The 25,325-nt window shown below is 40.4% G+C and carries 28 protein-coding genes; 23 read left to right on the top strand and 5 right to left on the bottom strand.

Annotated elements, in window-relative coordinates:
• Positions 1 to 3: 3 nt before the first annotated feature.
• From ACJYYY_RS08815 to ACJYYY_RS08805, 3 genes are read left to right on the top strand one after another with little or no spacing between them, the layout of a single operon-like run.
• Entirely contained in the window at positions 4 to 1,026 is a 1,023-nt protein-coding gene (locus tag ACJYYY_RS08815) for a thiamine pyrophosphate-dependent dehydrogenase E1 component subunit alpha (protein WP_156921196.1), read from the top strand.
• 2 nt (positions 1,027 to 1,028) lie between these two features.
• A complete protein-coding gene (locus ACJYYY_RS08810; protein ID WP_035314995.1) occupies positions 1,029 to 2,012 on the top strand; it encodes an alpha-ketoacid dehydrogenase subunit beta in 984 nt (327 codons plus the stop codon).
• 18 nt (positions 2,013 to 2,030) lie between these two features.
• Positions 2,031 to 3,284 carry a dihydrolipoamide acetyltransferase family protein gene (locus ACJYYY_RS08805; RefSeq protein WP_035314996.1) on the top strand — a complete coding sequence of 418 codons (1,254 nt, stop codon included), beginning with the start codon at positions 2,031 to 2,033 and terminating at the stop codon, positions 3,282 to 3,284.
• A gap of 310 nt (positions 3,285 to 3,594) precedes the next feature.
• Here ACJYYY_RS08805 and ACJYYY_RS08800 read toward each other — a convergent pair whose 3' ends face one another.
• From ACJYYY_RS08800 to prli42, 3 genes are all read right to left on the bottom strand, one after another.
• Positions 3,595 to 3,972, bottom strand: a complete 378-nt coding sequence (locus ACJYYY_RS08800) for a hypothetical protein (protein WP_408868841.1) — start codon at positions 3,970 to 3,972, stop codon at positions 3,595 to 3,597.
• Between the two features lie 34 nt (positions 3,973 to 4,006).
• Positions 4,007 to 4,264 (bottom strand): hypothetical protein, encoded by a 258-nt coding sequence (locus ACJYYY_RS08795; RefSeq protein ID WP_408868840.1) that lies wholly within the window; start codon positions 4,262 to 4,264, stop codon positions 4,007 to 4,009.
• A gap of 140 nt (positions 4,265 to 4,404) precedes the next feature.
• Positions 4,405 to 4,500 (bottom strand): stressosome-associated protein Prli42, encoded by a 96-nt coding sequence (gene prli42 / locus ACJYYY_RS08790; protein WP_408868839.1) that lies wholly within the window; start codon positions 4,498 to 4,500, stop codon positions 4,405 to 4,407.
• A gap of 404 nt (positions 4,501 to 4,904) precedes the next feature.
• On the opposite strand from prli42, the gene gndA reads away from it, so the two are divergent.
• The 7 genes from gndA (at position 4,905) to ACJYYY_RS08755 (ending at position 13,177) form a co-directional block, all read left to right on the top strand.
• Entirely contained in the window at positions 4,905 to 6,320 is a 1,416-nt protein-coding gene (gndA, locus tag ACJYYY_RS08785; RefSeq protein ID WP_035313514.1) for an NADP-dependent phosphogluconate dehydrogenase, read from the top strand.
• A gap of 543 nt (positions 6,321 to 6,863) precedes the next feature.
• Positions 6,864 to 8,006 (top strand): radical SAM family heme chaperone HemW, encoded by a 1,143-nt coding sequence (hemW, locus tag ACJYYY_RS08780; RefSeq protein ID WP_408868838.1) that lies wholly within the window; start codon positions 6,864 to 6,866, stop codon positions 8,004 to 8,006.
• A gap of 160 nt (positions 8,007 to 8,166) precedes the next feature.
• A complete protein-coding gene (locus ACJYYY_RS08775) occupies positions 8,167 to 8,391 on the top strand; it encodes a hypothetical protein (protein WP_035313513.1) in 225 nt (74 codons plus the stop codon).
• Between the two features lie 213 nt (positions 8,392 to 8,604).
• Positions 8,605 to 9,645, top strand: a complete 1,041-nt coding sequence (gene hrcA, locus ACJYYY_RS08770; RefSeq protein ID WP_035313512.1) for a heat-inducible transcriptional repressor HrcA — start codon at positions 8,605 to 8,607, stop codon at positions 9,643 to 9,645.
• A 17-nt stretch (positions 9,646 to 9,662) separates the two neighbouring features.
• On the top strand, positions 9,663 to 10,211 hold the full coding sequence (grpE, locus tag ACJYYY_RS08765) for a nucleotide exchange factor GrpE (protein ID WP_035313511.1): 549 nt from the start codon (positions 9,663 to 9,665) through the stop codon (positions 10,209 to 10,211).
• A gap of 56 nt (positions 10,212 to 10,267) precedes the next feature.
• Positions 10,268 to 12,094 carry a molecular chaperone DnaK gene (dnaK, locus tag ACJYYY_RS08760; protein ID WP_408868837.1) on the top strand — a complete coding sequence of 609 codons (1,827 nt, stop codon included), beginning with the start codon at positions 10,268 to 10,270 and terminating at the stop codon, positions 12,092 to 12,094.
• Positions 12,095 to 12,223: 129 nt separating this feature from the next.
• Complete coding sequence (locus ACJYYY_RS08755; protein WP_035313510.1) at positions 12,224 to 13,177, top strand: DnaJ C-terminal domain-containing protein; 954 nt, start codon at positions 12,224 to 12,226, stop codon at positions 13,175 to 13,177.
• 85 nt (positions 13,178 to 13,262) lie between these two features.
• On the opposite strand, the gene ACJYYY_RS08750 is transcribed toward ACJYYY_RS08755, so the two are convergent.
• Together ACJYYY_RS08750 and ACJYYY_RS08745 are read right to left on the bottom strand one after the other, a co-directional pair.
• Positions 13,263 to 13,946 (bottom strand): LPXTG cell wall anchor domain-containing protein, encoded by a 684-nt coding sequence (locus ACJYYY_RS08750; RefSeq protein ID WP_198015685.1) that lies wholly within the window; start codon positions 13,944 to 13,946, stop codon positions 13,263 to 13,265.
• 75 nt (positions 13,947 to 14,021) lie between these two features.
• Positions 14,022 to 14,621 carry an Ig-like domain-containing protein gene (locus ACJYYY_RS08745; protein WP_051456837.1) on the bottom strand — a complete coding sequence of 200 codons (600 nt, stop codon included), beginning with the start codon at positions 14,619 to 14,621 and terminating at the stop codon, positions 14,022 to 14,024.
• Positions 14,622 to 14,882: 261 nt separating this feature from the next.
• Here ACJYYY_RS08745 and prmA point away from each other — a divergent pair, with 261 nt between their 5' ends.
• From prmA to era, 13 genes are all read left to right on the top strand, one after another.
• On the top strand, positions 14,883 to 15,824 hold the full coding sequence (gene prmA / locus ACJYYY_RS08740) for a 50S ribosomal protein L11 methyltransferase (protein WP_035313509.1): 942 nt from the start codon (positions 14,883 to 14,885) through the stop codon (positions 15,822 to 15,824).
• A gap of 1 nt (position 15,825) precedes the next feature.
• A complete protein-coding gene (locus ACJYYY_RS08735; protein ID WP_035313508.1) occupies positions 15,826 to 16,572 on the top strand; it encodes a 16S rRNA (uracil(1498)-N(3))-methyltransferase in 747 nt (248 codons plus the stop codon).
• Positions 16,573 to 16,731: 159 nt separating this feature from the next.
• Positions 16,732 to 16,905 carry a 30S ribosomal protein S21 gene (gene rpsU, locus ACJYYY_RS08730; protein ID WP_029091162.1) on the top strand — a complete coding sequence of 58 codons (174 nt, stop codon included), beginning with the start codon at positions 16,732 to 16,734 and terminating at the stop codon, positions 16,903 to 16,905.
• Positions 16,906 to 16,924: 19 nt separating this feature from the next.
• Positions 16,925 to 17,368 carry a GatB/YqeY domain-containing protein gene (locus ACJYYY_RS08725; protein WP_035313507.1) on the top strand — a complete coding sequence of 148 codons (444 nt, stop codon included), beginning with the start codon at positions 16,925 to 16,927 and terminating at the stop codon, positions 17,366 to 17,368.
• An 86-nt stretch (positions 17,369 to 17,454) separates the two neighbouring features.
• A complete protein-coding gene (locus ACJYYY_RS08720) occupies positions 17,455 to 18,210 on the top strand; it encodes an NfeD family protein (protein ID WP_051456836.1) in 756 nt (251 codons plus the stop codon).
• A 43-nt stretch (positions 18,211 to 18,253) separates the two neighbouring features.
• Positions 18,254 to 19,261: a flotillin-like protein FloA gene (gene floA, locus ACJYYY_RS08715; RefSeq protein WP_051456835.1), complete on the top strand. Its 1,008-nt coding sequence runs from the start codon at positions 18,254 to 18,256 to the stop codon at positions 19,259 to 19,261.
• 20 nt (positions 19,262 to 19,281) lie between these two features.
• A complete protein-coding gene (locus ACJYYY_RS08710) occupies positions 19,282 to 19,791 on the top strand; it encodes a hypothetical protein (RefSeq protein ID WP_035313506.1) in 510 nt (169 codons plus the stop codon).
• Between the two features lie 116 nt (positions 19,792 to 19,907).
• Positions 19,908 to 20,870, top strand: a complete 963-nt coding sequence (locus ACJYYY_RS08705; protein WP_035313505.1) for a PhoH family protein — start codon at positions 19,908 to 19,910, stop codon at positions 20,868 to 20,870.
• Between the two features lie 34 nt (positions 20,871 to 20,904).
• On the top strand, positions 20,905 to 23,040 hold the full coding sequence (locus ACJYYY_RS08700; protein ID WP_408868836.1) for an HD family phosphohydrolase: 2,136 nt from the start codon (positions 20,905 to 20,907) through the stop codon (positions 23,038 to 23,040).
• 22 nt (positions 23,041 to 23,062) lie between these two features.
• The gene (ybeY, locus tag ACJYYY_RS08695) at positions 23,063 to 23,545 is read left to right on the top strand and encodes an rRNA maturation RNase YbeY (RefSeq protein ID WP_035313503.1); all 483 of its coding nucleotides are present in this window, start codon (positions 23,063 to 23,065) and stop codon (positions 23,543 to 23,545) included.
• Complete coding sequence (locus ACJYYY_RS08690) at positions 23,538 to 23,933, top strand: diacylglycerol kinase family protein (RefSeq protein WP_269479252.1); 396 nt, start codon at positions 23,538 to 23,540, stop codon at positions 23,931 to 23,933. Before ybeY ends, ACJYYY_RS08690 begins: the two co-directional genes overlap by 8 nt.
• A gap of 14 nt (positions 23,934 to 23,947) precedes the next feature.
• Positions 23,948 to 24,343 (top strand): cytidine deaminase, encoded by a 396-nt coding sequence (locus ACJYYY_RS08685; protein ID WP_408868835.1) that lies wholly within the window; start codon positions 23,948 to 23,950, stop codon positions 24,341 to 24,343.
• Between the two features lie 4 nt (positions 24,344 to 24,347).
• Entirely contained in the window at positions 24,348 to 25,262 is a 915-nt protein-coding gene (gene era, locus ACJYYY_RS08680) for a GTPase Era (protein WP_035313501.1), read from the top strand.
• Positions 25,263 to 25,325 lie beyond the last annotated feature (63 nt).

Raw genomic sequence — 25,325 nt, 5'->3', positions numbered from 1 at the left:
TAAATGATTGAATTAATGAAATTATCAGAGGTGCATGAGCAATTAGGCTTATCGAATGAGACCTTGATAGAGATGTACAAAAAGATGGTGTTAACCCGACGTGTGGATGAACGCATGTGGTTATTAAACCGTGCAGGAAAAATTCCTTTTCTTGTATCAGGTCAAGGACAAGAAGGCGCTCAAATTGCGACCGCCTTTGCGATGGATTTAACACAGGATTATTTACTGCCGTACTACCGTGATTTAGGTGTTGTGTTAAGCAGTGGTATGACTGCAAAAGACATTATGTTATCAGCGTTTGCGAAGGCCGAAGATCCCAATTCAGGGGGGCGTCAAATGCCGGAACATTTCGGCGATAAAAAGAACCGAATTGCAACGCAGTCATCACCAGTAACGACACAGTTTCCTAATGCGGCTGGTTTTGCCTTAGGCATTCAACTGCTTAATTCAACTGCGGCTGTCTACACAAGTACCGGTGACGGCTCATCGAACCAAGGTGATTTTCATGAAGGTATTAACTTCGCCAGCGTGCATGATTTACCAGTAGTGTTCGTGATTGAAAACAACGGATATGCGATTTCAGTGCCGGCTGATAAACAGTATAAGGCTGCACGGTTGTCTGATCGTGCAATTGGCTATGGCATTCCAGGTTTTACGGTAGATAGCAACGATATTTTTGCTGTTTATGCCGTGATGAAAGAAGCGTTTGACCGTGCCCGTCGTGGCGAAGGACCAACCTTGATTGAAACGATGTCGTATCGCTTTGCGCCTCATTCATCTGATGATGATGATATGACCTATCGAACAGCAGCAGAAGTGAAGGAAGCACGTGATGAACGTGATCCCGTTGTTATCTTTGAAAACTACTTGTTGGCTAATCAGGTGATTGATGAGGACTTAAAAGCGACGATTGAAGCCGAGGTTAAAGCGGAAATTAACGAAGCGACTGATTATGCTGAAAATGCAGCCTATGCTGAACCAGAATCAGCGTTACGTTACGTGTATGAAGAAACGGAAGGTGTTTAATTATGGCAGTAATGAGTTATATTAATGCAATCACGTTAGCGATGAAAGAAGAAATGGCGCGTGATGAAAAAGTATTTGTACTCGGTGAAGATGTCGGTGTTAAAGGCGGTGTTTTTCGAGCAACAGATGGCTTATATGAGCAATTTGGAGCGAAACGTGTGATGGATACGCCATTAGCGGAGTCGGCGATTGTCGGTGTCGGTATTGGAGCTGCCATGTTTGGCACCCGTCCGATTTGTGAAATTCAATTTGCGGACTTTATTTTACCAGCAGTCAATCAAATTATGACCGAGGCTGCCCGAACACGTTACCGGTCAAACAACGATTGGACCGTGCCAATGGTCATTCGTGCACCGTTTGGTGGAGGCGTTCACGGTGGTTTATACCACTCACAGTCAGTTGAAAAAATCTTCGCGGGTCAACCCGGTTTAACGATTGTTATTCCCTCAAATCCTTATGATGCCAAAGGTTTATTGAAAGCGGCGATTCGCTCAAACGATCCCGTACTTTTCTTCGAACATAAACGTGCCTACCGTCTCATTAAAGGCGAGGTACCTGAAACTGATTACGTTGTTCCGCTTGGCAAAGCAGATGTAAAGCGTGAGGGTGACGATGTCACTATTATTACTTATGGATTGATGGTCAACTTTGCCTTGCAAGCGGCCGAAATGGCGGCGCAAGATGGGATTGAAACACATATTTTAGACTTGCGGACGATTTATCCACTTGATAAAGCGGCGATTATTGCTGCAGCTAAAAAAACCGGGAAGGTCATCCTCGTAACCGAAGATAACCTTGAAGGCAGTGTGCTCGGTGAGGTAGCGGCAATTATTTCAGAGTCGTGTTTCTTCGAGATGGATGCGCCAATACGACGGATAGCTGCACCTGATGTGCCATCGATGCCTTATGCACCGACACTCGAAAAATTCACGATGATTACACCTGAGCAAATCGAACATGAAATTCGCGAACTCGCAGCATTTTAATTAGAGGAGGTTATTCGTTTGGCAATTGAAAAAATGACAATGCCTAAACTAGGAGAAAGTGTCACAGAAGGAACAATTACAAAGTGGCTCGTTGCCCCTGGTGATCAGGTTGAAAAATATGAAGCGATTGCGGAGGTCATTACCGATAAGGTAACGGCTGAAATCCCATCAAGTTTTACCGGTGAGATTAAAGACATTATCGCGCAAGAAGATGAAGTGATGGCAGTTGATGCTGTTATTTGTACGATTGTAACAGCAGAGAGTGGCACAGAAACGCCTATTGCCCCAATTGAACAAACCGAAGCGGCTACGGTCAGTGCAGCGTCAACAAAGCCCCTAACTGCGCCAGCCAACAAACGCTATTCACCAGCAGTCTTACGCTTATCACAAGACCATAACATTGACTTAAATCAACTCGTTGGTAGTGGTCATGAAGGACGGATTACACGTAAGGATGTGCAACAGGCCATTAAAAAGGGTGTGCCTGTGCCATCGACAACATCAACAGAAGCGGTAGTAACACCAGCTCAGCCACAGCCAACAGCACCAGTCCAATCATCACCGGTTGCAACCGGTGACACAATGATTCCGGTGACCGGTGTACGTAAAGCGATTGCGACCAATATGGTGCGCAGTGCTACTGAAATTCCTCATGGTTGGACGATGATTGAAGCTGATGTTACAAATTTAGTCGCTTTTCGTAATGCCCTTAAAGATGAGTTTCGTCACAAAGAAGGTTTTAATTTAACGTATTTTGCCTTCTTTGTGAAAGCTGTTGCGCAAGCACTTAAAGAAGTGCCGATTATGAACAGTTCGTGGCAGGGTGATAAAATCGTGATGCATCAAGATATTAATATTTCGATTGCAATTGGGGCAAATGACGCCTTATATGTCCCAGTTATTCGCCATGCTGATGAAAAATCAATCAAAGGGATTGCTCGCGAAGTATTGTCTTTTGCCAAAAAAGCGCAAAACAATCAATTGACCGCTGAGGATATGAAAGACGGGACCTTTACTGTTAATAATACGGGTTCATTTGGCTCAATCCAGTCAATGGGCATTATCAATCATCCGCAAGCCGGTATTTTACAAGTTGAATCGATTGTAAAACGGCCAATGGTTGTGAACAATATGATCGGTATTCGTGATATGATCAACCTCTGTCTCTCAATGGATCATCGTGTGATGGATGGCGTTGCCTGCGGTCAATTTATGCAAGCCGTTAAACGTAACGTCGAGCATATCTCCGCTGATACAACAACGATTTACTAAATAAAAAACGTCTGCGACCAAGCTTCAGTGGGTCACAGACGTTTTTTTGTGGCTCTATGTCAAATAGTGTTGTTATTCAAAATTTAGTAAAATAAGTCATTTTTGCAGCTACCTTTTTTGGTAGCTGCTTTTTTGTAGTCATTCCTAATGTGAAGGACGCTTTCTGCGGGTGACGCTTCATCCTCCGCGCTCCGCTGGGGGGTATTCAGCTGCGACTTTTCCCGCTAGAGTCGCCTTCACAAACGTCATGACGCTGCACGTTTATTATTGAGGCTCTCGCGTATTAAAAGACAGTAAAAGAGTCAATTAATTACGAGTTGGGAGCGATGCGTTTATGATTGAATCCGAGTAGAATCCTGTTTCGGAAATTTGAAAAGTAATCTCTGAGATGATGCAATCTTCTAGATGGGAGGATATCAATGATTTCATATTTTTTCGCATCAGTGCAAATAAAACTCATCTGACTATCAGCACTCTTTACCGATTTGAATTCATCCATTGAAAGATGTAGAGGAAGCCTTTGATAGTTCGGTTTGAATTGAGGAGACCATTGGTGTAAAGCACGATTAACAGTAGTTGTTGAAACACTCTGTCTAAAAGCGATATCTTTTTCAGAAGTAATAAACTGCCCTTCGGCAGCTAGTGTTTGAATGACACGTCTGGAGATAAAACAATTTCGTTTTACCATCGAAGTTGAAGCGATAAAGGTTGTTTTACATCCTTTACATAAAGGTTGGAAGGTTATTTGTTTTAGGGAGTGTGATACGTGATAGTTTAGTTCCGTGTTTAATGAGTTTAACTGTTTTATTATTAAAGCCGCAATTCGCACACCGTGAGTGTGTGTAAGAGCGTGTACCAAAATAACAAGTGCTTAAAACACCTTTAATTAACTGAGTTAAACACCATGTTTTTGGAAAAGAAATAGTTTCATCTGTAATTCCAGAGGGATTTGCGATATTATTACAAGTGATAGCTGACATTGTCGAATCCCGCTTATAAATTTGTTGTGATGACTTAATATTATAGGGATTTTGAAAATGCAGCTATTTTTTTGCGAAAAAATAGGCATCAGTGAAAATTCACCAACACCATAAATTATAGCACCTTTTTTGTTCGTTATTTAGAAGAAGAATAAAGCACTGCTCAAGAGTGACGATAAGACGAGTACGATAATTAAGACATAAACGACAATTTTGACCATTTTATTAGAACCCAACATAAAAACTCCTTTAGCTAATTATTCGATACGTACAATGAGATGACATGAACCTATCTTAATTGTAGCTGAAACGTATTAAATTACAAGCTATAAGCGATGGTTGATACAACAAAGTGTTGGGATTAATTGTTGTAGGACCGAGTGTTCTTGCATAACAATTACTATATATTTTAATCATCATGACGATAATGTCTTAGAGCCATGACAGTTAAAGAACGGGATGGAACAACTGCATTTAGTAAAACGCTTACTATTTATAAAAATAAAGTGAAGTATCGCATAGCAGATGATTGAAGAAAGGCTCATCTTTTGATATGATGATACGGTAGAGCCAATGTTAACATAGCATCACGTTAGCAAAAGTATCCATAAAATTCATGAATTGGAAGGACGCGTAAAATATGAGCAAACAACAAATTGGTGTTATTGGAATGGGCGTAATGGGCAAAAACCTTGCGTTAAACATTGAAAGTCGAGGTCATTCGGTTTCTATTTTCAACCGTTCAGCTTCAAAAACAGAAGATGTTATGAAAGATCATTCTGACAAAAACTTAGTACCTTATTACACAGTCGAAGAATTTGTTAACTCACTTGAATCACCACGTCGTATTTTGTTAATGGTTAAAGCCGGCGTTGCAACAGATAAAACAATTGATTCACTTAAACCTTTCTTAGCTAAAGGTGATATTTTAATCGATGGTGGTAACACATTTTACGAAGATACAATCCGTCGTAACGCTGAATTAAGCGCTGAAGGATTCAACTTTATTGGTACTGGCGTTTCTGGTGGTGAAGAAGGCGCGCTTAAAGGGCCTGCAATCATGCCTGGGGGACAAAAAGAAGCGTATGAATTAGTTGCTCCAATCCTTAAAGAAATTGCTGCTCGTGCTGAAGATGGCGAACCATGTGTGGCTTATATTGGTGCGGATGGTGCGGGTCATTATGTCAAAATGGTACATAACGGTATCGAATATGGTGATATGCAATTAATTGCTGAAGCGTATGCATTACTCAAACATCATGTTGGTTTATCACATGACGAATTAGCTGACGTGTTTGAAGATTGGAACACTGGCGAATTAGACAGTTATTTAATCGATATCACAAAAGATATCTTGAAGAAAAAAGACGAAGAAACAGGCTTACCATTGGTTGATGTTATATTAGACCGTGCAGGTAACAAAGGGACTGGTAAATGGACAAGCCAAAGCGCATTAGATTTAGGGACACCATTACCACTTATTACTGAATCTGTCTTTGCTCGTTACATTTCGGCTTTAAAAGAAGAACGTGTGGCAGCAAGTAAAGTCTTAACTGGTCCTGCTAAAGTACCGTTTACAGGCGATAAAGAAGCTGTCATTGAAGCGGTTCGTCGTGCATTGTACTTAAGTAAAATTGCGTCATATGCACAAGGTTTTGCTCAAATGCGAATGGCATCAGATGAAAACAACTGGGACTTAAACTTCGGTGAGATTGCTAAAATCTTCCGTGCAGGTTGCATCATCCGTGCTCGCTTCTTACAAAAAATTACGGATGCCTTTAATAAAGCACCAGAACTTAAAAACTTGTTCTTAGATCCTTACTTTAAAGATATTGCTGACAACTACCAAGAAGCATTGCGTGATGTTGTGGCAACAGCTGTTAAAGCGGGTATTCCGGTACCAACATTCTCGGCTGCTGTTTCTTACTACGATAGTTACCGTACAGAAACATTACCAGCGAACCTTATCCAAGCGCAACGTGATTACTTCGGTGCTCACACTTACGAACGTACAGATAAAGAAGGTACTTTCCATACTGAATGGATGGACAAATAAGCATTTTTCTACAACTGAAGCAGGTATTTCATTCCGTTAGCGGGTGAAGTACCTGCTTTTTTTGTGCTGAAAATTGAAAGGAATAAAAAAACCAGTCGTTGACAGCGACTGGTGAAAAAGGGAGAAACTGTTAAGCGACTGAGTGACAAGGCTCAGCACTTAGTAAAAGAAAAAAAAGAACAATAATAATGATAGGAGCAAAAACTGCCACTTCATTTGGTTTACTCATTAAATATAACAAGTGAATGTGAAAAAAACATGAAGAAAATGCTACCTTTTGAAGAAATAAAAACGGCGAAATATGCGGGTAATAAAAATCGAACAAACAATTGAAAGAAAGTGTCGAACTCAAAATGACTAAACTAGAACAACGGATTAAAAATAGATTTTTAAAATAAATTAAGGTCAATGAAGAAGAAGCAAAGTCTAACGTCGTTGCATGGATAAAAACGTAGTCTAACTGATTGTTTTAAACGACCGACTTGAATTAAGCCTCCGCTTCACGTAAAATGAAAAGCGTTAAGTAAGAAAGGAAGGCCAATTATGACAGCCGTTTATATACACATCCCATTTTGTGAGCACATTTGTTATTACTGTGACTTTAACAAAGTTTTTTTAGAAGGGCAACCCGTTGATCGTTACATTGATACGTTGTTGTTAGAAATGAAAATGCGACTTGAGCAAACACCAGTCGATCATGTTGAAACAATTTTTGTTGGCGGTGGAACACCGACAACGTTGACGCCAAACCAACTCGATAAGTTATGTCGTGGTATCCGTGAGCTACTGCCTTATGATGAAGCAACGGGTGAATTTTCATTTGAAGCAAATCCCGGTGATTTATCGATTGAAAAATTAGCGGTGATGCATCAACACGGTGTCAACCGCCTTAGTATGGGGGTACAAAGCTTTAATCAAGATTTGTTGAAAAAAATCGGACGGATTCATACGGTGGCTGATGTGTATCAATCAGTTGATAACGCTCATGCTGTCGGTTTCGAAAATATTTCTATCGACTTGATTTTTAGTTTGCCGGGTCAAACCGAGGCGGATTTCAAAGACACGCTCACAAAAGCGTTAGCGCTTGATCTCCCGCATTACTCGGCCTATTCACTAATCGTCGAACCGAAAACGATTTTTTATAACCTCATGCAAAAAGGCAAGCTCATCTTGCCAGGGCAGGATGCCGAAGCCAATATGTACGGTTATTTAATGGACACAATGGCTGCCCATGGCCGCAACCAATATGAGATTAGTAACTTTTGTAAGCCAGGTTATGAAAGTCGTCATAACATTACGTACTGGGCCAATGAACAGTATTATGGCTTTGGTGCGGGTGCTCATGGCTTTTTAGGGGATGTTCGTTATGCGAATGCCGGTCCGCTAAAAAAATACATGACACCACTTGAAAATGGTCAATTACCAACTTTTCAAACAAAGGAACTAGCCTTACAAGAACATATTGAGGAAGAAATGTTTCTCGGTCTGCGTCGGGTGCAAGGTGTATCGGTGTCGCATTTTAAAGAGAAGTTTGGTCAAAATATGTTTGATATTTACCACGAACCGATTGCGCGTTTTGTGGCGAAAGGTTTAATGGCACACGAAGATGGTTTTGTTAAACTAACCCGACAAGGTCGCTTTTTAGGAAATGTCGTCTTTCGTGATTTTTTATTTGAACGAGAGTAACAACCAGCAAAAAGACACTTAGTTACGTGCACAAACACAGATGTTGTGCGCCCTCTAAGTGTCTTTTTCGCTGCCTACTCATTTGACAGCACGGTCGTCAAATAGCTAAGTTAAAAAGAGAGGCTAGCAAAACAAAACGTGTTAATGAGGAGGAGCACCGATGGTGAAAAAACAAACAACGTCGGAACGTCCGACCGCGCTTAAGGTGTGGCCACATTTTTTTATAACGCTGCTATTAAGTCTACTATTAGCACTACTGCTATTGTTCAAGCTGCCTAAACGTTTCATTATCATAGGCGAACTAATCATCGCTAGTTATTTCACAACGATTATCGTCATATATATAATGCAAAAAATGGTGGCCTTTTTAGATGATATGAATTAACAAACTTGCAAGTACAGCTGTTAGCTATACAAACTGCCCGAATAAAATGACCGCTTTTCAAACAGTTGAGAGGCGGTTTTTGAGGACTGAAAAAATATTGGTCAAAAAAGGTCATTTTTCGAGTGTAAGTTATTGACATGTTCTGACTTATTTGTTAAATTAAGAATGTAGTTAGCACTTGAACGATCAGAGTGCTAAAAGGAGTGATGCTAAATGTTATCAGAAAGACAGCTACTGATACTGAAAACCATTGTCCGCAACTACATTGGAACGGCAAAACCGATTGGCTCAAGCTCATTAGTGAAAGAAGGTCAATTGCCATTTAGTTCAGCGACGATTCGTAACGAAATGGGTATTTTAGAACAACAAGGTTTTATCGAAAAGACACATTCGTCATCAGGACGCGTCCCATCTGAACAAGGGTATCGCTACTACGTGGACTTTCTTGTTGGTAAGATGGCCATTCACCCGACTGATATGCAAGTCATTCAGCAACTTTTCACTCATGATTATGTTGAAATGGAAGAGCTGATTCGTAAATCAGCAACGATTTTAGCTGATTTAACGAACTACACGGCGATTGTACTTGGTCCTAATTTACAATTGAATCGCCTGGCGAGTTTTCAGTTGATTCCAATTGGTGAACGACAGGTTGTTGCGATTTTAGTTACAACAAGTGGTCATGTAGAGAATCATCGATTTACGCTTGAAGCAGCCGTTTCACCGACTGATATTGAACGGGTCGTGAATATTTTAAATGATAAACTGGTGAACCTACCATTATCAGATATAAAAATGAGACTACCGCGAGAAGTCAATCAGTTATTAAAACAACAAACGAACGAATTTGATGCGATTCAACAATTATTGCAAAACGTGTTTCATCAAACACCTCAAGAAAAAATTGTCTTTTCGGGACAATCGCATATTTTAAATCAACCTGAATTTAGTCAAACCGCCCAAATTCGCGATGTGATTAAATTACTCGAGCAACGCGATGATGTTTTTGAACTCGTCAACGATGTGCCTGAAGGTATCAACGTGATGATCGGTGAAGAGATTTCTAACGACTTGTTTAAAGATTTCAGCTTGATAACAAGCACATACAAGGTTGATAACCAAAAGGCAGGTGTGATTGCCTTGCTAGGACCAACACGTATGTCGTACGATCATTCGATTCAAGTGATTGATGAGGTGAGTAAAGATTTATCCCGCTTTTTAACAACACGTTATGATGAGGGAAATATAAACTGATAAAGTGAGGGAATAATGTGAGCGAAGAAGTGAAGTCAGATAAGGTTGAAGAAGTAACTGAAACAAATGAAACGGTTGAAGAGGCAGTTGAAACAACCGAAGAAGAAGTGGTTGAAGTATCTGAACTTGACCAACTAACAGCCAAATATGACGCGCTTGAAACACGTTACTTACGTTTACAAGCTGACTTTGATAACAGTCGACGTCGTCAAAAAATCGAAGCACAAAGCGCTGCGAAGTTTCGTTCGCAAGCGGTGATTGAAAAATTATTGCCAGTCTTAGATAACTTTGAACGGGCAATGGCGACAGACTTGGCGGGGGAAGATACGAAATCATTCCTTGAAGGAATTGAAATTGTCCAACGCCAATTAATAACAGCATTAGAAGCGGAAGGCTTAGAAGTCATCGCAACTGTTGGTGAAGCGTTTGATCCAAACATTCATCAAGCTGTTATGCAAGATAGCGACGACGCCTTTGAAAGCAATGTCGTTACTGCCGAATTACAAAAAGGATACCGCTTAAAAGAGCGTGTTATCCGACCTGCCATGGTTAAAGTTAACCAATAAACACGTGCAGATAACAACGCAACATCAAAAAAACATTTTCTAGGAGGAAATTTATTATGAGCAAAATTATCGGTATTGACTTAGGTACAACAAACTCTGCTGTCTCAGTTCTTGAAGGTGGCGAAGCTAAAATCATTCCAAACCCAGAAGGTGGCCGCACAACACCATCTGTTGTCGCATTCAAAGACGGTGAACGTCAAGTAGGTGAAGTAGCAAAACGTCAAATGATTACAAACCCAAACACAATTGCTTCAATTAAACGTTATATGGGTACTGACCACGTTACAACAATCGAAGGTAAAGATTACTCGCCACAAGAAATTTCAGCAATCATCTTACAATACTTAAAAGGTTATGCTGAAGATTACTTAGGTGAAACAGTTGATAAAGCGGTTATTACAGTGCCAGCTTACTTCAACGATGCACAACGTCAAGCAACGAAAGACGCTGGTAAAATTGCTGGTTTAGAAGTCGAGCGTATTGTTAACGAACCAACAGCTGCAGCTTTAGCTTACGGTATTGAAAAAACAGATGAAGACCAAACTGTCTTAGTATTTGACCTTGGTGGTGGTACATTTGACGTTTCAATCCTTGAATTAGGCGATGGTGTCTTTGAAGTATTAGCAACAGCAGGTGATAACTCACTTGGTGGCGATGACTTTGACCAAGCGATTATCGATTACTTAGTAGCTGAGTTTAAAAAAGACAACGGCATTGATTTATCGAAAGATAAAATGGCAACACAACGTTTGAAAGATGCTGCTGAAAAAGCGAAAAAAGACTTATCAGGCGTTTCTTCAGTACAAGTATCATTACCATTCATCACAGCAGGTGACAATGGTCCAATGCACTTAGAAGTGACATTATCACGTGCTAAATTTGATGATATTACAGCTTCATTAGTTGAACGTACGGTTGTTCCTGTTCGTCAAGCAATGAAAGATGCCAAATTATCAGCAAGCGAAATCGACCAAGTTATTTTAGTAGGTGGTTCAACTCGTATTCCTGCCGTACAAGAAGCTGTTAAAAAAGAATTAGGTAAAGAACCACATAAAGGTGTTAACCCAGATGAAGTTGTTGCAATGGGTGCAGCAATCCAAGGTGGTGTGATTACCGGTGACGTGAAAGACGTTGTTTTACTTGATGTTACTCCACTTTCATTAGGTATCGAAACAATGGGTGGCGTTTCAACAGTCTTAATCGAACGTAACACAACAATCCCAACATCTAAATCACAAGTATTCTCAACTGCGGTTGATAACCAACCAGCTGTCGATATCCATGTGTTACAAGGTGAACGTCCAATGGCGAAAGACAACAAAACATTAGGTCGTTTCCAATTATCTGACATCCCAGCTGCTCAACGTGGCGTGCCTCAAATCGAAGTATCATTCGATATTGATAAAAATGGTATCGTAACTGTTAAAGCGAAAGACTTAGGTACTGGTAAAGAACAAAACATTGTCATCAAATCATCTTCAGGTTTAACTGATGAAGAAATTGAACGTATGGTTAAAGATGCTGAAGCAAATGCTGAAGAAGATGCTAAAAACAAAGCAGCAGTTGATACGCGTAACGAAGCCGATCAATTAATCTTCTCTGTTGATAAAACATTGAAAGACTTAGAAGGTAAAATCGAAGCTGATGAAGTTAAAAAAGCTGAAGAGGCACGTGATGAATTGAAAACTGCCTTAGAAGGCGAAGACATTGAAGACATCACAACTAAAAAAGATGCTTTAAATGAAATCGTTCAAGCGTTATCAGTTAAATTATACGAAGAAGCGGCTAAAGCACAACAAGCTGAACAAGGTGAAGCTGGCGACCAAGCTGACGATAACGTTGTTGAAGCTGAATTCGAAGAAGTTGACGAAGATAAAAAATAAGTAATCTAATCGTCAGAATAAAAGGCCATGTCCGCAGTTTGTGACGATGGCCTTTTATTTGTAACTAGCCTATTTGGGCAGTAAATGATAAAGTAAACCAATACGAGTTAAACAGGGAGTGACATTAAAATGGCAAATAAAGATCCATATGACGTTTTAGGCGTTAGTAAGTCTGCAACGGCACAAGAGATTAAAAAGGCATACCGTAAACTTTCAAAACAATATCATCCAGATATTAACAAAGAAGAGAGTGCCAAAGCAAAATACCAAGAAATATCAGATGCTTACGATATTTTAGGTGATGAGGATAAAAAAGCTCATTTTGACCGTTTTGGGCACGCTGACCCGAACGCTGGCTTTGGTGGCGGTGGTTTCGGTGGTGGCTTTAGTGGTGGCGGCTTTGGCGGCGGTGGCTTTGAAGACATTTTTGAAAGTTTCTTTGGTGGTGGCCGACGTCGTGACCCGAATGCACCGCGCGCAGGACAGGACATGCAATACACGATGCGTTTGAAATTCCGTGAAGCAATTTTCGGTAAAGAAATTGAAATTAGTTTCCGTCGTGAAGAAATTGACGAAAAAACGAATGAACGTGTGACAAAAGTGAAAAAATTAAAACTAAAAGTACCTGCTGGTGTCGATGACGGGCAACAAATGCGCGTTTCAAACCAAGGGGCTGCTGGTTACAATGGCGGACCAAATGGTGACTTATATGTCGTGTTTGATATTATTCCCGATGAGTTCTTTGAACGTCATGGCGATGATATTTACGCTGAAGTACCGATTACATTTGCGCAAGCCGCGCTCGGTGCTGAAATTGAAGTGCCAACCTTACATGGTAAAGTGCGCTTAAAAGTACCTGCTGGGACACAAAATGGCACTAACTTCCGTCTCCGAGGCAAAGGGGCACCGCGCCTCCAACGTACCGGACACGGCGATCAACACATTCAAGTGCGTGTAGTCGTACCGCAAAAAATGAACGATGCCCAACGTAAGGCTGTGAAAGATTACGCGAAAGCAACAGAAGGTGATAACAGCAACGATGGTTTCTTTGATAAGATGCGAAAAGCATTTAAAGGAGAATAATTGCTGATAGAATAAATAAAAGCTAACTCTCTATCGGTAACTTACCGATAGAGAGTTAGCTTTTTTGATTCGTTAAAGAAATAATTTAAGTGATCGTTATTTTTTTTATTTGTCTAACAGCAATTAATAGAAAAGTTAAACCAACCCATAAATACCAAGGGAGTTGTTGATTTTCACCTGTTTTGGGCAAATTATGTTGAGATATTGTTGTTTTTAGTTGGTTTTCTGAAGAATCAGGCGTAATTATTAGGTTGGAAAGTGATTGCTTTGAGTGAGTCTTAGTGGTATGTGTTATCTTTTCTTGTGAGATGTTTGAACCTATTTCAATTGCATCTGAGTTTGAGTCGTTTGAACTCGAATCGCTTGAACTGAAATCAGTTGAACTGGAATCAGTTGAACTCGAGTCGATTGAACTGGAATCGGTTGAACTGGAATTGCTTGAACTCGAGTCGTTTGAGCTTGAATCGATATTACCGCCACCTTCACCACCATATTTTTCTGAATAACCTATTATATGGTGGTTTTCTAGAGTGGAAGCACCATCAATTTTGGCGGTTACTTCAGCGGTGTTTGTGTATTGTGATTTAGAAAAATCAGTTTTCGTCTTATATGTGATGAAAATCCGTTCATTTGTATCGCGTAAGGGGATTTTAAAAGTTTTACTATCGATCCATTCAACTTCAACCTGTTCATCGATTGAGGCTGTCGCAGTGCTAGAGCCATAGACAACTCTTACTGAATTGCTTTGTTTAGAGCCGATAAATGTCAAACCGTCACCTAAGGTGTCGATGAAATAGCCATCTTGAAAACTTTTTTTATCTTGGAAGGTATTGATGTAAATTTGTCACGTTAAGGTATCTTTTGGGTCTTGTTTTCCTTCGTACTTTCCATTTTTTGTAATCCAAGCACCTGAGCCAGAACCAGTGTTTGACTGAGTGATTAGTATTTCTTTCTCGACTGTGCCATTAATTGTTTCAAAAGGGATAACATTCATTTCGTCAATGGTAATATTATTAGCGTTAAAGTTTGCCCAAATATCGAAATAGGCCATACTAATACCTTGTTCAACGTTGGTGTTAAACGTTATTTCTACCTGTCCATTTTTTATCGAAGCGGTTCCGAAAATGAGGCCGTCACTAGTCTTTAAGGGAACGTCTGTCATGTCGATATTATTATATCTTATTTCAGGTGGAACCGAAAAGCTAGCTCTGTCTCCACCGAGAACAATTAATTCCTTAGGAATTGAAAACTCATAAGAAAGAATGAATTTTTTACTACTGTCAATTTCAGTGATAATTTGTCCGCCATTTGCAGTTGTATCTGCTTTGAAATTAACATCAGTTACAATGCTACTTGTGATGTTTTTAGCGAAAACAACTGGGTTTTGAAAGAAAGCAGCTATTATTACTAGTGCTAGCACAATTGAACGTTTTATTTTTTTCATTATTACTCCTCCTTTATTTATACATATATTAAGAATAAGTTATTTTTAAAAAAAAGAAACGATCGAGTTTCAAAAATCATAATAATCAGACGATTGAGGAGGCTATAAGCGTGTGACTGAGCGTAGGGCGATTTTTGCATCAACTTTTACAGTATGAAGTTTAGCGTGATGAATCAAGCTGTTTTTTGAAGAGATTTACTTTCAAGCCAATCATAGATAAGGTACAATCAAACAGAGAGCTAAAATAAAGGAGATGCAAAAATGGATTTTATCGAAGTGAGTGTCACAACGACGCATGCCGCAATGGATGCAATTTCAAATGTATTTATGGAAAATGGCGCCAATGGTGTCGCAATTGAAGATAGTGCGGACTTAACACGTGAACATCCCGACCAATTTGGCGAGATGTACGCGCTCGATTCAGCAGATTACCCAACAGAGGGTGTGATTGTAAAAGCGTATTATGAAGATAACGAAGATGTGACGATTGATTTTGAGGCTGTTCATGCTTTGATTAAAGGACTTGTTCAATATGACATCGACCTCGGACCGATTGATTGGACCTTAACTGAAGTGAAAGAAGAAAAATGGGCGACTGCTTGGAAAGAGTTTTATCATCCGGTCCAAATCACTGATAAATTAACGATTGTCCCAACTTGGGAAGAGTATACACCGCATTCACCTGAGGAACATATCATCGAATTAGATCCTGGGATGGCCTTTGGAACAGGGACGCATCAAACGACCCGTCTGTGCCTCGAAGCCGTTGAAAAATACGTTGTGGCGGGCGATGATGTCATTGATGTTGGTACCGGTTCAGGCGTCTTGAGTATTTTAGCGGCCAAGTTAGGTGCTAACTCAGTTTTAGCGTTAGATTTAGATGATGTCGCTGTTCGTGCGGCACAAGAAAACATCGACGTGAATAAGGTTGGTGACGTGGTTGAAGTCACAACCGGTAATCTATTAGAAGGTGTTGACCGCACGGTTGATGTGGTGGTTGCAAATATTTTAGCCGATATTATTTTACTGTTCCCCGACGACGTATACCGCGTCTTAAAACCAGGAGGCTTGTTTATTGCCTCTGGTATTATTGAGACGAAGGTTGAAGAAGTGGCCGCGGCGATTGAAGCTGCTGGTTTAACAATGATTGAGCGTGACAACAAGGACGATTGGTTTGCCTTGATTGCTCGAAAAGAGGGCTAAGATGCAACGTTACTTTATTGAAACATCAACACCGAACGAACCAACCATCGCTATCGGTGCACCACATTACCATCACCTGATTAACGTGATGCGTCATGAAGTCGGAGACGAATGCATTGTAGTCTTTAACGACCGCAACAGTTTCATTGCCACTTTGGTTACGATCACGAAAGCAGAAGCACACCTACAGTTAAAAACAAAGCTTGAAAAAACAGTCGAGTTACCAATAGAGGTGACCCTTGCCTGTGGCCTGCCTAAAGGAGATAAACTCGAGCTCATCGTGCAAAAAAGTACTGAATTAGGTGCGTTTGCGATTCAACCCTATGTGGCAGAACGCTCTATTGTGAAATGGGATGATAAAAAGCAAGGTAAAAAAAGACAACGCCTGCAAAAAATCGCCCAAGAAGCTGCCGAACAATCACATCGGATTCAGGTGCCTGAAATCAAAGCATTGCTAACGACGAAACAGTTAGCGGCAGCAGCCACTCAATATACCCACCTGTTTGTTGCAGACGAAGAAGAGGCTAAAATAAATGAAAACCAAGCGTATAAAGCGCTTTTAAGAAAAATCCCTGTTGGCTCACGCTTATTAATTATTTTTGGACCAGAAGGTGGTCTCTCTCGTTCTGAAGTTGATTTGTTCTGTCAAAACGGCGCTATAACAGGCTCTTTCGGTCCGCGTATTCTGCGGACGGAGACAGCACCACTCTATGCAATGGCAGCAATTTCATATGAATTTGAATTATAAACGATAAAACGTTGACGTTTAATTCTTACTATTATATAATTGCATAGAGTGATTGTTGTTTAGGCAATCATCTAGGTATTTTTAAGGAATACTTAGCAGGTAAATATTGATTCACGTTATTTACTGAGTAACTCCAGTGTGCGGAGGGAGGGTTAAGAGATGTCAAAAACAGTTGTTCGCAAAAACGAATCGCTTGAAGATGCTCTTCGTCGCTTTAAACGTTCGGTATCGAAAACAGGTACTATGCAAGAATTCAGAAAGCGCGAATTTTATGAAAAACCAAGCGTAAAACGTAAGAAAAAATCAGAAGCAGCACGTAAACGTAAGTTCTAATTAGTGAGGATGAAAATTCATGAGTCTTTTGGGACAATTAAATCAAGATATGAAGGATGCAATGCGTGCGAAAGATAAAGCACGTTTATCTGTCATTCGAATGGTTAAAGCTGCAATCCAAAATGAGTCTATTAAAAAAGGCGACGAATTGGATTCAGAAGAAGAACTAACGGTCTTATCTCGTGAATTCAAACAGCGTAAAGAATCGATGGTTGAATTTAAGAGTGCAGAGCGTGAGGACCTTGTAGCAAGCCTTGAGGCGGAATTACAAGTCATCGAACACTATTTACCAACACAACTTACTGAAGAAGAAGTGTTAGTGATTGTTGATGAAGTGATTGCTGAAACGGGAGCATCATCTAAAGCTGATTTTGGAAAGGTAATGAAAGTTATTTTACCAAAAGTTAAAGGTAAAGCGGATGGTTCATTAATTAGCAAACTTTTAAAACAAAAATTATCTTAATCTGATGTAATTAAAAATTGTAAAGCCGGGAGAACTCATGTTTTCCCGGCTTTTTTTAAAAATATCAAATAAATGAGGTGAAGCAAATGAAAAAATCAGCTTTGGCAAGCTGGCTTGCCATTGTTACTGTCTTTGCGATTTTACCCGCACAACATGTTTTGGCAGCGACACAGGTCTCGTCATCAAGGATTGACCATCTGGCGTCTTTTCTAACGCAACCAGTTGTGATTGCGACCCTGCTCGTGCTAGCAGGCGCTTGCTTTGCAATCGAACTTTTTACTAAAGGCTTTAGCATTTTTGGCATCATCGGACTGTTGTTAATATTCATTTATTTCTTCAGTCATATTATGATCGGACTTGCAAGTTGGCTTTTAGTAATGGTTTTCATTATTAGTTTTGCACTCGTTCTGTTAGAATTATTTGTACCGGGAGGAATTGTCGGGGCATTAGGCGTTATCGGCATCGTCGTTAGTATTTTCTTAGCCGGCTTTGAAGATTGGGTCACCATAATGATTGCGCTTGCTTGTGCAATGCTCGTGATGTGGGTCACAATATTAATAATGATAAAGGTGTTGGGAAAACGGATGAATATTTTTCGAAAACTCGTGTTGCGTGATGCGACAAAAACAGAAGAAGGTTACGTTTCAACTGAAAATCGTCCTGAATTAGTCGGCCAATCTGGTCTGACAAAAACAGCCTTGCGCCCAGCCGGATCAATGGTGTTAAATGGTCGTTTAATCGATGTAGTGTCAGAAGGCGATTTCATTGAAAGCGAAGTGCCAGTAACAGTTATCAAAGTAGAGGGTATGAGAGTCGTTGTTCGCGAGCAAACAGCAAAATAAGACGTGAATAAAGGCTTTTAAACAACAATAGGAGGTTAGACAGATGGAAGCATTAATTGGGCAAAACATGGGTGTGATTGTGATGGCAGTTATCGTTATTATTTTATTGATGATTATTTTCACAATTGTTCCTGTAGGATTATGGATCAGTGCATTAGCAGCTGGTGTCAGAGTAAGTATTACAACGTTAATCGGGATGCGCTTAAGACGCGTAAGCCCTGGGGGCATCGTCAACCCGCTCATTAAAGCACAAAAAGCGGGCTTAAACACAACGATTAACCAGCTTGAAAGTCACTATTTAGCAGGTGGTAATGTCGACCGTGTCGTCAATGCATTAATTGCTGCACATCGTGCCAACATTGAATTGACGTTTGAACGTTCGGCAGCAATCGATCTTGCAGGTCGTGACGTGTTACAAGCGGTTCAAATGTCAGTTAACCCGAAAGTGATTGAAACACCATTTATTTCAGGTGTGGCAATGAACGGGATTGAAGTAAAAGCAAAAGCACGGATTACAGTGCGTGCTAACATCGAACGTTTGGTTGGTGGTGCGGGTGAAGAAACAATTATCGCCCGTGTTGGTGAAGGGATTGTTTCGACAATCGGTTCATCAGTTGAACATAATAAAGTGCTTGAAAACCCCGATTTGATTTCAAAAACAGTCTTATCTAAAGGACTTGATGCGGGGACTGCCTTTGAAATTCTCTCAATTGATATTGCAGATGTCGACATCGGTACGAACATTGGGGCAGAGTTACAAACAGAACAAGCCGAAGCCGATAAAAACATCGCTCAGGCGAAAGCCGAAGAACGTCGTGCGATGGCCGTAGCTTCTGAGCAAGAAATGCGTGCCAAAGTTGAAGAGATGCGTGCGAAGGTTGTTGAGTCAGAAGCACAGGTACCACTTGCGATGGCGGAAGCGCTTCGGTCAGGTAAAATTGGTGTGATGGATTATTACAATCTTAAAAACATTGAATCAGATACAGACATGCGAGCGGCGATTAGCCAATTAAACGAAACACATGAAGAGGGTAAAAATAACAAACAATAGTTTAAAATGGAGGCGACCGAATGGAGTTTCTATTGATGATTATCGGTGGTGCTGCTTGGTTAATAACAATGTACCTCGATGATAAAAAGAAAAAAGAACGCAAGGCCGCTACTGAAGCGGCTAAGCAATCTAAACCTATTCGCACAGCCGATGAACCACGTCGACGAACAGCTAACCGTTCGTCCACCCGACAAAAAACACAGTCAACGGCAACGCCAGTTGCTGTTGAAGAAGTGCCAGTGAGGCCGCGTCGCTCAACAGAGCCACGTCGTCAAACAGTACGTGAAACTTCGACCAGGCAAGAGCGACTACAGTCCACTAAGGGGCAACGTCAATCGACACGTGGTCAGACAACTGAACTGAGCGAAGTAAGGGTGTCTCACCGTAAACACCAGCCTAAACAAGTTGTGCAGGCTGTAAATGTTGCAACGGGCGATGTGCTTCTAGGCAAGCAAGAACTTGTACGAGGTGTGATCATGGCTGAATTATTGGCTGCACCGAAGGCATTAAAAGGGAAACGACGGTTTTAAAGGAGCATCCTTGTGATGCTCCTTTTTATTTGGGGTGTTTTTCTTGCTAAGATTATGAAACAGACCGCGATTAGGGTAAAATAGAAGTATAACTTAATCGTAAAGGGGTAGTGGCGATGACTAATGCGAGTAATCAGTTAACAGATACATTTACACTCAGTTCATTAGAAGATGTTCAATTACTTATTGGTACGAATGATGCCAATATCCAATATCTTGAAGAGGCCTTTGGTGTCGTTATTATTACGCGCGGTGAAAGTTTCACGGTGACCGGAACCGCAGAAAACATCGTGGCAGTTAAACAAATTTTGGTGAGCCTCAATGAAATATTACAACGACAAATAGCGATAGACTTACGTGATGTGACGCAAGCTGTGAAGATGGCGAAAACAGGTAAACTTGCCAACTATAGCCGTCTCTATGACGAACATATCTTTAAAACAAGCAAGGGGAATCCGATTCGACCGAAAACATTTGGACAAAAAAACTATATTCAGACGGTCAAAGCAAAGGCTATTACTTTTGGAATTGGCCCAGCTGGAACGGGTAAAACCTACTTAGCCGTTGTAATGGCCGTCGAAGCCTTAAAAAGTGGTAAGGTAAGTAAAATATTATTAACACGTCCGGCAGTAGAAGCGGGCGAAAGTCTCGGCTTTTTACCCGGTGATCTGAAAGAAAAGGTTGATCCTTATTTACGCCCAGTCTACGATGCCTTACACGAGGTACTAGGAAGGGATACAACCACACGTTTGCTAGAACGTGGTGTCATCGAGATTGCTCCGTTAGCTTATATGCGCGGTCGCACCATTGAGCAGGCCTTTATTATTTTAGACGAAGCCCAAAATACAACAACAGCCCAAATGAAAATGTTCTTAACACGACTCGGTTATGGGTCGAAGATGATTATTAATGGTGATGTGACACAGATAGATTTACCAAAGGGGAGCAAAAGTGGCTTAATCCATGCCGAAAAGTTGCTACAACCAATTAAAGACCTCGGATTTGTCACCTTTAAAACCGAAGATGTCGTGCGTCATCCACTGGTTGGTAAAATTATTGACGCATACGGTGCTGAGTAGCATGTCGTATTAGCAGAGGAGCGTGAAGCTGACGATGAAAAAAAACCGCAAGAAGCTAACCGCAACACAAGATAGACGGCTTAACATTACGACCTTAATCGTGTTGGCCATTATGTTGGCGGTTGTATTGAATGTGGCGAGCACGATGAAACCTTATCATATCATGAAAAATGAAATAGCACCGACAACCATTAGGGCGTCACAAACAGTTGTTGACGATAAAAAAACCGAGAGTGAAAAAGTTGCCGCTGCGGATAATGTGCAAGATGTATACACCATCAATTCGAACATTACCCAAAATCAAATCGACTCGGTTAATATGATTTTTACAGTGCTTGGTACCGTCCAAGATGATGAAGACAAAGCCGAGGAAACCGCGAAGAAAGAGAAAAAACAATTCGAACCTTTTTCGAATCAAAATATCGTAAAGCGGGCACGTGCATTGTTAAATAAGAGCGATCTGACATTTGAAGAGACATCGATTAGCGATGCGAGTTTAGTCACCTTGTATCATTTTAAACCATCAAAATTGACCGATTTTCAATCAACGTTAGTGAGTGTGATAACGAAACAACTACAAAAAGGTGTGACTAATACACAGTTGTTAAACATTCGAGCAGATTTACAAATAAGCATGAACGAGTTAGCGATTGCCTCATCGTTACGAGCTGTCGCGACTGAAATTATTAATGCTGGCATTACCGTTAATAGTTTTTATGATGCGTCTGCCACCAATCAACAGCGCTTGATTGCACAAAATAGTGTCCAACCGGTTCGAATCTTACAAGGGCAGGTGATTGTTCAAGAAGGCCAACTCGTAACCGATGATATTTATCGTCAGCTAGAACTAGTACATATGGTGAAATCATCGCTAAATTGGCTTGTTCTCCTGGGAAATGTCTTGATGGCGATTGTGATTGCAATTATGACCTTTTTCTTGGTCTATCGTTCACGGCGCGAGCAGCATGATGTCACGATTGTGTTTATGATTTTTAGTGCCTTAACTGTTTTGAGTTATTTAATACTTTTATTGTTCCGCTTTGCATTTGAACATCGGGTTGATAATTTAATTTACGTTTTGCCCGTTGTGTTTGTGCCGATGATATTACAATTGTTAGGTTATCGGGCACTTAAGCTCTTAGGCATATTGCAAATTGTAATGGCAGCAGTCCTCATATTACAAAGTAGTCAAAGTACCTTCAACATCGTTTATTTCATTGCTTATATTTTATTATCGAGTTTAGGTGCAACACTTATTTTAAACAAACCGAAAACGCGTAATGACTTATTCGTCGATTCAATGTATATTTCATTGTTTAATGGAGCTGCTATTTTTATCATTCAGCTTATTAGTGCAGTATCGATTTCAACTTTATCATTTTGGTGGCCTATCTTTTATGGTATGATAGGAGGGTTGATAGCATTTATTTTAAGTTTAGGATTACAACCGCTATTTGAGACGATTTTTGGGGTGTTATCACCGAATCGTTTAATGGAACTAGCGAGTCCATCACAACCTTTGTTGAAGCGGATGATGAATGAAGCACCGGGAACCTATCATCATTCCTTGATGGTTGCTAATTTGGCGGAGGCGGCAGTCGATGCCATTGGTGGTGATTCGTTGTATACACGTGTGGCTTGTTATTATCATGATGTAGGTAAAATGTCGAATCCAGCCTTTTTTGTTGAAAATCAATATGGTGATAAAAGTCCCCATGAGCAGTTAACAGCAACCGCCAGTCGTGATATTATTATCGCGCATGCGAAGGATGGTGTCGCAATGTTGCAAGCGGCCCATTTTCCTAAACCAATTGTTGATATGGCAGAACAACATCATGGCACAACGGTTTTGCGCTATTTTTATTATGCGGCCCAACAAGAGGATGCTAGCGTTGCAGAAGCAACGTTTCGTTATCCAGGACCTAAACCACAAACAAGAGAAATTGCCGTTGTTAATATTGCAGACTCAGTTGAAGCGGCAGTACGTTCGATGAAAACACCATCGACTGAAAAAATGGCGGACTTGATTCATTCAATCGTCGAAGAGCGTTTGTTGGACGGTCAGTTTGATGAATGCGAGCTGTCGATGAAAGATATGCTAACCATTAAAGACACTTTGTTGAAAGTATTAGTGGGTGTGTATCATCAGCGAATAGAATACCCTAAGTAGGGCGAAGGAAAGAGGGAACGGTATGCGTTTTGTAATTGATAGTGTAGACGAAACGGGTAAATTAGCAAATAAACAGCTGACAGATGTGGAAGACTTGTTGCAATTTGCAGCTGAACATCTGCGAATAGAGGAAGGCACTGAAATATCGCTTTCGTATGTAACGAATGCAGCAATTCAAGTCATCAACCGTGATTACCGACATAAAGATATGCCGACAGATGTTATTTCATTTGCATTAGAAGAAACAGGTGATGATGAAGTGGCGATTGTCTGGGAAGATGGAGAGATGCAACCACGCGTATTAGGGGATATCATTATTTCGATTGAACGGGCACAGGAACAAGCTGAGCGTTATGGTCATTCATTTGATCGTGAAATCGGCTTCCTAGCCTTGCATGGCTTGTTACATTTACTAGGCTATGATCATATGGAACCGGGCGAAGAAAAAATCATGTTTGATAAACAAAAAGAAATATTAGCAGCATATGGTTTAACACGTGACTAATGAAAAACCTGTTCTGACATTTAAAAACAAAACGTTTAGACGCTCTTTCCGGTTAGCGTTTAATGGTATCTGCCTTGTTTTTAAATATGAAAAGAACATGAAGGTACATTGTCTTAGTGCAATCTTGATTACTGTATTAGGACTATCTTTTAAATTGACCCAAACTGAATGGCTCTTTTTAGTTTTAGCTGTAGCCTTTGTTATTTTTGCAGAAATGGTCAATACAGCATGTGAACGCATTGTAGACTTATGCACCGGCGAGTATAATGAGTTGGCGAAACATGCGAAAGACATTGCCGCTGGAGCAGTGTTAATTGCGACGATTGGTGCGGTTATTATCGGTGCGATTATCTTTATGCCTTATCTACTAGCATTTTTTATAAAATAGAAGGAGTGATACAGATGAACACTGAACAACTAATCGTAGCAGCAAAAGCGGCACGTGAACAAGCGTATGTCCCTTACTCAAAATTCAAGGTAGGTGCAGCCTTAGTCACACCAACAGGCCAAGTGTTTGGTGGTTGTAACATTGAAAATGCATCATATGGTCTAACAAACTGTGCCGAACGAACAGCTATTTTTAAGGCAGTCTCAGAAGGTCAAACAACGTTTTCGAAAATGGTGATTGTGGGCGAAACAGATGGGCCAATTTCACCTTGTGGCGCATGTCGTCAAGTGATTGCCGAATTTTGTGAGCCAACAATGCCTGTCTTTTTAACCAATTTAAATGGCAACACACAAGAAACGACTGTGAGTGACTTGTTACCAGGCGCTTTTACAGGAAAGGATATGGACTAATTATATGACTAATTCAGCTTTTAAATCGGGGTTCGTAGCAATTGTCGGACGCCCGAACGTAGGTAAATCAACACTATTAAACAATATCGTCGGTCAAAAAATCGCGATTATGAGTGATAAAGCTCAAACCACACGTAATAAAATTCAAGGGGTATACACGACTGAGAGCGCACAAATGATCTTTATCGATACTCCTGGTATTCATAAACCAAAACATAAACTGGGCGATTTCATGGTTAAAAGTGCCTTGAGCACGTTACGTGAAGTTGAAGTGATTTACTTCATGGTTAATGCGATGCAAAAATTAGGACCGGGTGACGAGTTTATCATTGAAAAACTACAAGCAATTGTGGGCGAAACACCCATTTATTTAGTCATTAACAAAATTGATCAAGTGCATCCTGATTACTTAATGGGCTTTATTGATGAATACCGTCAGTTGTTAGACTTTACTGAAATTGTGCCTATTTCAGCTCTAGAAGGTAATAACGTGCATAAATTACTTGAATTGACTGAAGCACAATTATCAGAAGGACCAATGTTTTATGACGAAGATCAGGTGACCGATCACCCAGAACGCTTTATTATTTCTGAGCTTGTTCGTGAAAAAGTATTGGAATTAACACGTGAAGAAATTCCCCACTCTGTTGCAGTAACGACAGATAAAGTTCGTCAAGAAAATGATGGTGAAAAAATCCACGTCATGGCAACAATTGTTGTTGAGCGTTCATCACAAAAAGGAATCATTATTGGTAAGCAGGGCTCGATGTTGAAACAAATTGGTACGAAGGCACGTAAAGACATCGAAGTGATGCTGGGCTCTAAAGTCTATCTTGAATTGTGGGTTAAAGTTCAAAAAGATTGGCGTAACAAAGATGTTTACTTGAATGATTATGGGTTTAATAAAGACGAGTATTAGGCCGTAAAGCAAAAAGAAACCGCCACTTCAATCAAATCGAAGTGGCGGTTTCTTTTTGTTTCT

The sequence above is a fragment of the Brochothrix campestris genome (assembly GCF_046058945.1).
Lineage (GTDB): Bacteria > Bacillota > Bacilli > Lactobacillales > Listeriaceae > Brochothrix > Brochothrix campestris.
This window is presented reverse-complemented; position numbering and strand designations above follow the sequence as displayed.

Bases quoted from the DNA above. Each gene is read 5' to 3' on its own strand.
- ACJYYY_RS08815 (WP_156921196.1), top strand. From the start codon at position 4: ATGATTGAATTAATGAAATTATCAGAGGTGCATGAGCAATTAGGCTTA.
- ACJYYY_RS08810 (WP_035314995.1), top strand. From the start codon at position 1,029: ATGGCAGTAATGAGTTATATTAATGCAATCACGTTAGCGATGAAAGAA.
- ACJYYY_RS08800 (WP_408868841.1), bottom strand. From the start codon at position 3,972: ATGGTAAAACGAAATTGTTTTATCTCCAGACGTGTCATTCAAACACTA.
- ACJYYY_RS08795 (WP_408868840.1), bottom strand. From the start codon at position 4,264: ATGTCAGCTATCACTTGTAATAATATCGCAAATCCCTCTGGAATTACA.
- gndA (WP_035313514.1), top strand. From the start codon at position 4,905: ATGAGCAAACAACAAATTGGTGTTATTGGAATGGGCGTAATGGGCAAA.
- hemW (WP_408868838.1), top strand. From the start codon at position 6,864: ATGACAGCCGTTTATATACACATCCCATTTTGTGAGCACATTTGTTAT.
- ACJYYY_RS08775 (WP_035313513.1), top strand. From the start codon at position 8,167: ATGGTGAAAAAACAAACAACGTCGGAACGTCCGACCGCGCTTAAGGTG.
- hrcA (WP_035313512.1), top strand. From the start codon at position 8,605: ATGTTATCAGAAAGACAGCTACTGATACTGAAAACCATTGTCCGCAAC.
- dnaK (WP_408868837.1), top strand. From the start codon at position 10,268: ATGAGCAAAATTATCGGTATTGACTTAGGTACAACAAACTCTGCTGTC.
- ACJYYY_RS08755 (WP_035313510.1), top strand. From the start codon at position 12,224: ATGGCAAATAAAGATCCATATGACGTTTTAGGCGTTAGTAAGTCTGCA.
- ACJYYY_RS08745 (WP_051456837.1), bottom strand. From the start codon at position 14,621: ATGAAAAAAATAAAACGTTCAATTGTGCTAGCACTAGTAATAATAGCT.
- prmA (WP_035313509.1), top strand. From the start codon at position 14,883: ATGGATTTTATCGAAGTGAGTGTCACAACGACGCATGCCGCAATGGAT.
- ACJYYY_RS08735 (WP_035313508.1), top strand. From the start codon at position 15,826: ATGCAACGTTACTTTATTGAAACATCAACACCGAACGAACCAACCATC.
- rpsU (WP_029091162.1), top strand. From the start codon at position 16,732: ATGTCAAAAACAGTTGTTCGCAAAAACGAATCGCTTGAAGATGCTCTT.
- ACJYYY_RS08725 (WP_035313507.1), top strand. From the start codon at position 16,925: ATGAGTCTTTTGGGACAATTAAATCAAGATATGAAGGATGCAATGCGT.
- ACJYYY_RS08720 (WP_051456836.1), top strand. From the start codon at position 17,455: ATGAAAAAATCAGCTTTGGCAAGCTGGCTTGCCATTGTTACTGTCTTT.
- floA (WP_051456835.1), top strand. From the start codon at position 18,254: ATGGAAGCATTAATTGGGCAAAACATGGGTGTGATTGTGATGGCAGTT.
- ACJYYY_RS08710 (WP_035313506.1), top strand. From the start codon at position 19,282: ATGGAGTTTCTATTGATGATTATCGGTGGTGCTGCTTGGTTAATAACA.
- ACJYYY_RS08705 (WP_035313505.1), top strand. From the start codon at position 19,908: ATGACTAATGCGAGTAATCAGTTAACAGATACATTTACACTCAGTTCA.
- ACJYYY_RS08700 (WP_408868836.1), top strand. From the start codon at position 20,905: ATGAAAAAAAACCGCAAGAAGCTAACCGCAACACAAGATAGACGGCTT.
- ybeY (WP_035313503.1), top strand. From the start codon at position 23,063: ATGCGTTTTGTAATTGATAGTGTAGACGAAACGGGTAAATTAGCAAAT.
- ACJYYY_RS08685 (WP_408868835.1), top strand. From the start codon at position 23,948: ATGAACACTGAACAACTAATCGTAGCAGCAAAAGCGGCACGTGAACAA.
- era (WP_035313501.1), top strand. From the start codon at position 24,348: ATGACTAATTCAGCTTTTAAATCGGGGTTCGTAGCAATTGTCGGACGC.